This is a genomic window from Kineococcus siccus (assembly GCF_009906795.1).
Classification (GTDB): Bacteria; Actinomycetota; Actinomycetes; order Actinomycetales; family Kineococcaceae; genus Kineococcus; species Kineococcus siccus.
The window spans coordinates 1-8,512 of the sequence record NZ_JAAALN010000188.1 but is presented as its reverse complement, the minus strand read 5'-3'; the positions used below and the strand labels follow the sequence as shown (position 1 = coordinate 8,512).

Genomic DNA, 8,512 nt, shown 5'->3' with positions numbered 1-8,512 from the left:
CGCCGCCGCAGCCCTGGCCGCGACCTCGGCCCTGACCGCCTGCGGCGGCGGGTCCGGCAGCGCCGACGAGGGCGGCGGCGACGTCACCGTCACGATGGCCGTGCAGACGCCCCAGTCCGGTGAGGGGGCCTTCCGGCCCATGGTCGCGGCGTTCGAGAAGGCCAACCCCACGATCGACATCGACCTCGTCGAGACCCCCACCGACTCCTACGCCAACGTCCTGCGGACCCAGCTCCAGGGCGGCAACGCCCCGGACGTCTTCTACGGCACCGCGGGGCGGGGGAACCTCAACGCGGTCCTGTCCCTCGGCGAGGCGGGGTTCGTCGAGCCGCTCACGGGGGAGGCCTGGGCCGAAGCCGCGGTGCCCCCCAGCGCGACGTCGCTCTACGTCAGCGACGGAGAGCTGTACGCCCTGCCCGTCGACCTGGTGCCCGCCTCGATCGTCGTCAACAACGACACCTACGCGGAGCTGGGCCTGCCCAAGGCCACCACCTTCGCCGAACTCCTCCAGCAGTGCCGGACGCTCGCGGGGCAGGGCAAGTCCGAGTTCGCGATCGCCGGCTCCGCCGGGCCCAACCTGGGCATGCACGCCCTGCAGCTCGCGGCCAGCACCGTCTACAGCGCCGACCCCGACTGGAACGCCAAGCGCCAGGCCGGGTCGGTCACGTTCGCGGGTTCTCCCGAGTGGCAGTCCGTGATGACCAAGGTGGTCCAGATGAACGAGGCGGGCTGCTACCAGGAGGGGGCCGTCGGTGCCGGTTTCGGTGAGATCACCCAGGCCGTCGCCGGCGGCGCGGCGCTCGGTCTCTTCGCCCCGGCCGGCGCGGCCAGCGACCTCGCCACGGGAAACCCCGGCAAGCAGTTCGGGCAGGCGGTGCTCCCCGGTGACACCGCGGAGCAGACGCGCCTGTCGGTCACCCCGTCGAACGCCCTCGCGATCTCGGCGGAGTCCCAGCACAAGGACGCGGCCAGGAAGGTGCTGGAGTTCTTCGCGGAACCCGCCAACCAGGACGCAGTGGCCGTCGCGGGCGGCAACCTGTCCCTCGCCGCGGTGGGCGGCGGGACCGTGCCCGCGGACCTCGCGGACCTCACGCCGTTCCTCGACGACGAGTCCAAGCAGGTCCCGCTGGGCAACCTCGCCTGGCCCAACGGCAACGTCTACGACGTCCTGGGCAGCGGCATCCAGGGGCTGCTCACGGGGCAGGCCACGCCCGAGCAGGTCCTGACCTCCATGGACCAGGCGTGGGACCAGGGTTCCTGACCGTGGCGCCGCCCCGGAGCGCGACGGGAGCGCTCGGCCGGAGGCGGACGCCCCTCCCCGTCCTCCTCGTCCTCCCCGGCCGGGACCGCGCCCGCAGCCGGAGGAGCCCCTCGTGCACGTCGTGATCAGCCCCGCGGGTGCGGTCCTCAGCGAGGCCGCGGACACGACGGCCTTCGACGTCCGCGTCGTCGACGTCGACGAGCCCGGGTTCACGGCCGTCCTCGAGCGCAGCGGGGTCGGCGCGTTCCAGCCGGTGGAGGCGTTCCCCGGCGGGCACGTCGAGGTCCGCCTCGACTGGATCAGGACGCGGGCCGCCGCCCAGGACGTGCCGGCCGGCTGGGACGACGCCTTCGCGGCGATGCTCGCCCACGCCGGGCGTCGAGGGTGGCTGTCGAGCGACGGATCGTCCGTGCGCGGGCACGTCGTCGCCGGAGCGCCGCCACGAGGCGAGTGATCGCGACGGCGCAGCCGTGCAACGCAGGAGCCCCCCGACCGGTGGACCGGTCGGGGGGCTTCCGTGGGAGTGCGCCGCCCCGGACTCGAACCGGGAACCCGCTGATTAAGAGTCAGCTGCTCTGCCAATTGAGCTAGCGGCGCAACGGGACGGAACGTTAGCAGGCCGGGAGCCCCCGGCGAAATCGACGGTGCGGGGCGCGAGAGGGGCGCGCCCCGCACGACGCGAGGGGTGGCGGGCCGTCACGCAGCGCCCGCCTCAGGTCACCGCTGGGTCCACCACTCCTCGTCGGGCAAGCCCTCGGCCTCGAGGAGCTCGGCGGAGTGCGGGCCGTCGGGCGAGACCATGTCGATGAGGAGCGAGAGGGGGATGTGCTCGGACAGCATCTCCATCACCGGTTCCGTCGCCACCGAGTTGTCGTTGGTCATGCGTCCTCCCGCTGATCGGTCGTCCCCGTGGTCCGGGGGACCCTCCAGGCTTCGTCCCACCGGGGCGGCGCCTTGAGGGCCACGAGCGGAGCCCACCCGGTCGGCCGAGGACCGGCCCGCGCGAGGTTTGAGACGCCGGACGACGGCTCCGGGGCCGCCCGGCCGGCCGCCGGGTGGCGGGTGCGCTCCGGCGTGACGGAAGTCCGGTGGACGGACTCCGCCCCGCGAAGCAGAGTGGGCGGATGCGCAGCGCGGGGTCGTGGGGGATCCGCCTCACCATGCCGCAGGCGCTGCTGCTCGGCCTGCACCTGCGCGACGCCGCCGGGCTGCGGCCGCCGCCGTCCGAGGTCCTCCCCGAGCTCCCGCCGCTGCACCCCGCGGTGACCCCGCTGCGCGCCGACGGCGCGGCGATCGCGGGCGGCGACGTCGCGGCGCAGCAGTGGGGGCGATGGTGGGCGTCGGCCTTCCCCGGCGGCCCGGAGGCCCTCACGTCGATCCTCCCGCCGCTGTTCGGCGGTCTTCGCGGCATGACGGAGCTGCGGGGCCTGGCCGAGCTCGGCATCGACGACGCCGTCGCGTGGGCCGCGGAGGCGCGCGAGCGGGAGGCCCGGCTGGCGCGCACCCGGCCGCTCGCGCTGTTCGAGACGAACCTCGTCGCGGAGGTCGAGCGCACCCTCGGCCGCCGCATCCGGCCCTTCACGCTGGAGGTCGTCGTCCTGCCGCTGCGCGGCATCGCCAGCTGGGACGTCGCGGGCCACCCGGTCGTCACCGAGGAGCTGCGCGCCGACCGCGACGCCTACCTGACCTGGTTGCGCGATCGGCTGCTCGGCCTGCGCGGGGCGGGGGAGCGGCGTGACGCCGCGCCGCCGTCCGCGCTGGGGGACTGACCGGGAGCACGCGCGGCGGCGAGAGGTGGCCGCCGGGGGGTGGGGACGACGCAGGGGCGGCCCCGTGGACGGGACCGCCCCTGCGACGGGAACCGGGGTGAGTGACGGGACTTGAACCCGCGACTTCCTGGACCACAACCAGGTGCTCTACCAGCTGAGCTACACCCACCACGACGCCGCGGCGCACGGCCGTGGCGACGACGGGAGCATACACGCGCCGGGGCCCCGCCCCTCACCGCGCGGCCCCCGGTCGGGCTAGGCCCCCGGGGCCGCGGCCCCCGTCGAGGCCCCGGTGGACGGCTCGGCCGAGCCCTCCGCGGCCGGGGACGCGGGCGCCGGCGCGGCGTCCTTCAGCTCGAAGGACTCGCCTGCGGCGCGGGCGGTCTCGCTGTCCGGGCCGGGCGGCGGCACGAAGAGGACCTCGCGGTAGTACTTCAGCTCCTGGATGCTCTCGCGGATGTCCGCGAGGGCGCGGTGCCCGCCGTGCTTCTTCGGGGTGTGGAAGTACACGCGGGGGAACCAGCGGCGCGCGAGCTCCTTGAGCGAGGAGACGTCGATCAGCCGGTAGTGCAGGTGGTCGGTGAGCTCGAGCATGTCGCGGGCCAGGAACGTCCGGTCGGTGTGCACCGAGCTGCCCGCCAGCGGCGCCTTGCGCGGGTCCGGCACGAACTGCCGCACGTAGGCCAGGACCGCCTGCTCGGCGTCCGCCAGCGTCGTGCCGTGCTCCAGCTCCTCGAGCAGGCCCGAGGACGTGTGCATGTCGACCACCACCGGGTCCATGTCGACGAGCGACTCCGCCGGCGGCCTGATGACCACGTCGACGCCCTCGCCCAGCACGTTGAGGTCGGCGTCGGTGACGAGCACCGCGACCTCCACGAGGGCGTCCTTGGCGAGGTCCAGGCCCGTCATCTCGCAGTCGATCCACACGATCCGGTCGTGGACCTTGTCGCGGGGCGACGTCGTCGTCGGCGCTGCGGCCGTGCTGCTGCTCACCTCGTCAGCCTAGGGGAGCGTGCGCACGAGGCTCCCCTGACGCCTGCACCGGGTGCGGCCGCCGACCGTGGCCTACCCTCGCCTCATGCCGGACGACGTCCCCGGTGGACCGCCCGGCACCCTCGCCGTCGGCCCCGGCCCGAGCGAGCACCGGCCCCGGTCGCTGCTCGTCGCGACCGTCGGCGTGCTCGTCGTCTGCGGCCTCCTCAGCCTCGGCGCCGTGACGATGGAGGTCGGGGTCACCGGCCTGGTGCCCGGGCTCCTGCTCGCCGCGGTCCCGGTGGGCCCCGTGCTCGCCACGGTGCTCTGGCTGGACCGCCACGAGGCCGAGCCGCCGCACCTGCTCGCCTTCGCGTTCGGGTGGGGGGCGTGCGTCGCGAGCCTCGGCGCGCTGGTCCTGAACTCGCTGTCCTCGCAGCTGCTGGCGCGCGCCGTCGGCGACGTCACGAACACCTCCGTCGTGGTCGCTCCGCTGGTCGAGGAGTCGCTCAAGGGCCTCGGCGTCCTGCTCGTGGTCCTGGTGCAGCGCCGCCAGTTCGACGGCGTCGTGGACGGCATCGTCTACGCGGCCTGCGTGGGCCTCGGGTTCGCGTTCCTGGAGAACGTCCTCTACCTGGGCCGGGCGATGGGCGCTGACGGCGGCGGCTCGCTCGTCGCGGTGTTCGTCCTGCGCTGCCTCGTGTCCCCCTTCGCGCACCCGCTGTTCACGATGGCCGTCGGCGTCGGTCTGGGGCTGGCGGTCCGGCACCGCTCGCCCCTGCTGCGCGTGCTCGCGCCCGTCGCCGGGTTCCTCGTCGCCGTGGCCCTGCACGCGGCCTGGAACGCCAGCGCCTCGCAGGGCGCCGTGGCCTTCCTCGAGGTGTACGTGCTGCTGCAGGTGCCCGTGTTCGCGGGCGCGGTGGCCGTGGCGCTGGTGGCCCGCCGGCGGGAGACCCGGCTCGTGGGCCGCCACCTCGAGGTCTACGTGCGCACGGGGTGGCTGAGCGAGGCGGAGCTGCAGATGCTGGCGTCCGGCCGCCGGCGCCGCGACGCGCGGGCCTGGGCCCTGCGCGCGGGTGGTCGCCCCGCCGCCGGGACGGTCCGCGACTTCCAGGAGACGGCCACCGAGCTGGCCTTCCGCCGCGACCGCACGTTCCGGGGCACCCAGCCCCCGAGCCCCGACGAGGAGCTCGTGCTCCTGCGCCGGCTCTCGGGCGAGCGGGCGCGGCTGCTCTCCCTCGTGCCCGACCGGCGCTGACGCCGGGAGGGCCGGGGCGGCGGCGGCCGCACCGGTCGGGCGGGGCCCGCCCCACGCCGGTGTGACGTGCGCCTCGGACACCCCCGCGGTGCCGTGCCCGGGGCGCGCCGGCGGCGCCGGAGGTCGTAACCTCGTGCCGTCCGGTCAGAGCCGTCTGGCCGGAACCGCAGAGTCAGAGGGTGAGTCCGTTGCCGGCAGCGAACCGCTACGACGCCGTCCTGATCGGTGGCGGGATCATGAGCGCCACGCTCGCGTCCCTCCTCGGGCAGCTCGAACCCGACTGGTCGATCGCCGTGTTCGAGCGGCTGGACTCCCCGGGGCAGGAGAGCTCCGACCCGTGGAACAACGCGGGCACGGGCCACTCGGCGCTCTGCGAGCTGAACTACACGCCGCAGAAGCCCGACGGCAGCGTCGACATCTCCAAGGCCGTCGCCATCAACGAGTCCTTCCAGCTCAGCCGCCAGTACTGGTCGCACCTCGTGGAGACCGGCGTGCTGTCCGACCCGGGCCGGTTCATCAACTCCGTGCCGCACATGAGCTTCGTGCGCGGCGACGACGTGGAGTTCCTCCGCGCCCGCTACGAGGCCCTCGCGCCGCACCCCCTGTTCGCGGGCATGGAGTGGGCGGACGACCAGGCCACGGTCGGCGAGTGGGCCCCGCTGCTCCTCGAGGGCCGCGACCCCGGCGAGCGGCTGGCCGCCACGCGCTCCAGCGCCGGCACCGACGTCAACTTCGGCGCCCTCACCGCGGCGCTGCTGCAGAGCGCGGGCGCGCGCGGCACCCAGGTGTTCACGGGCCACAGCGTCCGGAAGCTGCACCGCCGCGGGTCCGGGTGGACCGTGTCGGTCGCCTCCTCCGACGGCACCACCACCGAGGTCGCGACGCCCTTCGTCTTCGTGGGCTCCGGCGGCGGGGCGCTGCACCTCCTGCAGGACTCCGGCATCCCCGAGGGCAAGGGGTTCGGCGGCTTCCCCGTCAGCGGTCAGTGGTTGCGCTGCACCAACCCCGACGTCATCGCCCGCCACTCGACCAAGGTGTACGGCCAGGCCGCCGTCGGTGCGCCGCCCATGTCGGTGCCGCACCTGGACACCCGCGTCGTCGACGGCCGCCGCTCGCTGATGTTCGGCCCCTACGCCGGCTTCTCGCCGAAGTTCCTCAAGACCGGCTCGTTCACCGACCTGCCGCTGTCGATCAAGCCGCACAACCTGCTGCCGATGCTCGCGGTCGCCCGCGACAACATCCCCCTCACCACCTACCTGGTGAAGGAGGTGCTGCAGTCGCAGGAGCACCGGATGGCGTCGCTGCGCGTCTTCTACCCCGACGCGGCCGACGGCGACTGGGAGCTGCTGACGGCGGGTCAGCGCGTGCAGGTCATCAAGAAGGGGCCGCGCGGCGGGGTCCTGCAGTTCGGCACCGAACTGGTGCACGCGGGCGACGGTTCGCTCGCGGCCCTGCTGGGCGCCTCGCCGGGGGCCTCCACGGCCGTCGACGTCATGTTCCGCCTCGTGCGCGAGTGCTTCCCGGCGCACGCGGAGAGGTGGACCCCCACGCTGCGCGAGATGGTCCCGTCCTACGGCACGAAGCTCTCGGACGACCTCGACCTGCTCGAGAAGACGTTCGCGCGCACCAACGACGCGCTGCACCTCACCGCCTGACACCTCACCGACTGGCGCGCGGGCCGGCGGCCCGCGCCGGCTCCGCGGCACGCGCCGGCTCCGCGGTGAGGGCCCGCTCCGCGTCGACGGCCGCGTCGACCAGCCGCACGAAGCCGTCGCTGACCCCGGCGACGACCTTGCGCGCGAAGGGCGCCCCGCTCGCCCGCACCTGCGCGAGGTCGCCCGCCTCGACCGCGCGCGGGTGCGGACCGCCGCCGGGCGGGAAGAACGTCATCGACGTCACGGCGTCCACGAGCCGCAGCCCCGGCGCGGCCGCGAGGACGCTGTGCGCGAACGCCTCGTCGGGCAGCAGCGTGGAGGCGAAGAACGCGCGCGTGCGCGCGTCCGTGGCCAGGAGCCGCGCCACGGCGCGGTGCGAGACCGTCATCCACAGGCTGCCCTTGCGGTAGGGCACGGGTGGGGTGCGGTGCCGCGCGTGGGCCAGCACCCACGTCCGGCCGCCGGCCTCCTGCACCAGCAGCGCACGGCGCACGGGCTCCGCGCGGGTGGCGCGGTGGGCGACGGCGAGCAGCGGCCGCAGCCGGTCCGCCCACGTCGGCAGCGCGTGCCAGCACATGCCGTGCCGGTCCTCGTAGCCGCGGGGGTCACGGCGCAGCAGCGCGTCATGGCCCTCGCGCCGCACGTGCGCCTCCCAGGCCGCCAGGTCGCGCACCGGGTGGTCCTGCCCCGAGACGACGACGGTGTGCCCCGGCCGCCAGCGCCGCTCGGCCTCGGCGAGCGCCTCGTGCACGGCGTCCAGCGTGGACGCCGTGCCCCAGCGGATCTGCGTGCGGCTCACGAGCAGCTCGGCGCCCGCGGCCGCGGCCGTCGCCGCGTCGAGGAACCCGGACCCCTGCGAGTGGCGGACCAGGACGTGCGCCCCCGGGGAGAGCTCCCGGACGCGGCGCACCGTGCGCAGCACGACCTCCGGGTCCACGTGGCAGAGGAGGACGTAGGCGAAGGCCGACCGGGGGTCGCCCCCCTTCCCGTCGTCGTCCTGCCCCTCGTCGTCCGGCTCGTCGTGCCCGCCGCCGCGGGTGCCCCGTCCGTGGTCCACCATCGCGCCAGCGTCCTCGCCCGTTGTGACCTCAACAACCGGGCAGCCGCGTCAGGGTGCGCCGGACGGGTGCGCCGCACAGGTGCGGGGCGGGTGCGGCGGCGCGGGAGGCGACGGTCAGGAGCGGGCGGCCGCGCCCCAGCCGTGCCAGCGCTCGACCTCCAGGACGACGCTCACGCGCTCGCGGTCCCGCGTCGAGTAGGCCGCCCCCGTGTAGTGCGTGGCGATCCGGTCGATGTCGGCGAGGTCGGGGTCGGGGCGGACCTCGACGACCCGGCCCTGCACGCTCACGTGGGTGTACCAGTCGCCCTCGGCGAGCGCCGTCAGCGAGACGCGCGGCTCGGACTCGAGGTGGCGCAGGCGGGCCCGGCCGGCGTCGAGGTTCAGCAGGACCCGCCCGTCGTCCTGGACCAGGTACCAGGTCGCGACCGTGACGGGGTGGCCGTCGGGGTGCACGGTCGCCATGACGGCCGGGTTCGGGCGCGCGAAGATCTCGGCGACGTCGGCGGGCAGCGGTGGGGTGGGCACGGGGCACCTCCG

Annotated in this window: 9 protein-coding genes and 2 tRNA genes; 5 read left to right on the top strand and 6 right to left on the bottom strand. The window is 75.2% G+C overall.

Annotation, left to right across the window (positions count from 1 at the left end; translation table 11 throughout):
* Together GTR02_RS17170 and GTR02_RS17165 are read left to right on the top strand one after the other, a co-directional pair.
* The coding region (locus GTR02_RS17170; RefSeq protein WP_166608710.1) for an ABC transporter substrate-binding protein at positions 1 to 1,261 on the top strand (1,261 nt) is incomplete at its 5' end.
* Positions 1,262 to 1,373: 112 nt separating this feature from the next.
* Positions 1,374 to 1,715 (top strand): hypothetical protein, encoded by a 342-nt coding sequence (locus GTR02_RS17165; RefSeq protein WP_166608709.1) that lies wholly within the window; start codon positions 1,374 to 1,376, stop codon positions 1,713 to 1,715.
* A gap of 70 nt (positions 1,716 to 1,785) precedes the next feature.
* Here the strand turns inward: GTR02_RS17165 and GTR02_RS17160 are convergent.
* Together GTR02_RS17160 and GTR02_RS17155 are read right to left on the bottom strand one after the other, a co-directional pair.
* Positions 1,786 to 1,858 (bottom strand) — tRNA-Lys (locus GTR02_RS17160).
* A gap of 120 nt (positions 1,859 to 1,978) precedes the next feature.
* Positions 1,979 to 2,143, bottom strand: coding sequence for a hypothetical protein (locus GTR02_RS17155; protein ID WP_166608708.1), 165 nt, complete (start codon positions 2,141 to 2,143; stop codon positions 1,979 to 1,981).
* Between the two features lie 242 nt (positions 2,144 to 2,385).
* On the opposite strand from GTR02_RS17155, the gene GTR02_RS17150 reads away from it, so the two are divergent.
* Positions 2,386 to 3,030, top strand: coding sequence for a hypothetical protein (locus tag GTR02_RS17150; protein ID WP_166608707.1), 645 nt, complete (start codon positions 2,386 to 2,388; stop codon positions 3,028 to 3,030).
* Positions 3,031 to 3,126: 96 nt separating this feature from the next.
* Here GTR02_RS17150 and GTR02_RS17145 read toward each other — a convergent pair.
* Together GTR02_RS17145 and orn are read right to left on the bottom strand one after the other, a co-directional pair.
* Positions 3,127 to 3,199, bottom strand: a tRNA-His gene (locus GTR02_RS17145).
* An 86-nt stretch (positions 3,200 to 3,285) separates the two neighbouring features.
* The gene (orn, locus tag GTR02_RS17140) at positions 3,286 to 4,023 is read right to left on the bottom strand and encodes an oligoribonuclease (RefSeq protein WP_338073885.1); all 738 of its coding nucleotides are present in this window, start codon (positions 4,021 to 4,023) and stop codon (positions 3,286 to 3,288) included.
* 85 nt (positions 4,024 to 4,108) lie between these two features.
* Between orn and GTR02_RS17135 the strand changes: the two genes are divergently transcribed.
* Positions 4,109 to 5,260 carry a PrsW family intramembrane metalloprotease gene (locus GTR02_RS17135; RefSeq protein WP_166608706.1) on the top strand — a complete coding sequence of 384 codons (1,152 nt, stop codon included), beginning with the start codon at positions 4,109 to 4,111 and terminating at the stop codon, positions 5,258 to 5,260.
* Positions 5,261 to 5,439: 179 nt separating this feature from the next.
* Entirely contained in the window at positions 5,440 to 6,915 is a 1,476-nt protein-coding gene (locus GTR02_RS17130; RefSeq protein WP_166608705.1) for a malate:quinone oxidoreductase, read from the top strand.
* A gap of 4 nt (positions 6,916 to 6,919) precedes the next feature.
* Here the strand turns inward: GTR02_RS17130 and GTR02_RS17125 are convergent, their stop codons facing one another.
* Together GTR02_RS17125 and GTR02_RS17120 are read right to left on the bottom strand one after the other, a co-directional pair.
* Positions 6,920 to 7,975, bottom strand: coding sequence for a hypothetical protein (locus GTR02_RS17125; RefSeq protein WP_166608704.1), 1,056 nt, complete (start codon positions 7,973 to 7,975; stop codon positions 6,920 to 6,922).
* A gap of 114 nt (positions 7,976 to 8,089) precedes the next feature.
* Positions 8,090 to 8,500, bottom strand: a complete 411-nt coding sequence (locus GTR02_RS17120) for a TIGR03618 family F420-dependent PPOX class oxidoreductase (RefSeq protein ID WP_166608703.1) — start codon at positions 8,498 to 8,500, stop codon at positions 8,090 to 8,092.
* Positions 8,501 to 8,512 lie beyond the last annotated feature (12 nt).

Bases quoted from the DNA above. Each gene is read 5' to 3' on its own strand.
- GTR02_RS17155 (WP_166608708.1), bottom strand. From the start codon at position 2,143: ATGACCAACGACAACTCGGTGGCGACGGAACCGGTGATGGAGATGCTG.
- GTR02_RS17150 (WP_166608707.1), top strand. From the start codon at position 2,386: ATGCGCAGCGCGGGGTCGTGGGGGATCCGCCTCACCATGCCGCAGGCG.
- GTR02_RS17135 (WP_166608706.1), top strand. From the start codon at position 4,109: ATGCCGGACGACGTCCCCGGTGGACCGCCCGGCACCCTCGCCGTCGGC.
- GTR02_RS17125 (WP_166608704.1), bottom strand. From the start codon at position 7,975: ATGGTGGACCACGGACGGGGCACCCGCGGCGGCGGGCACGACGAGCCG.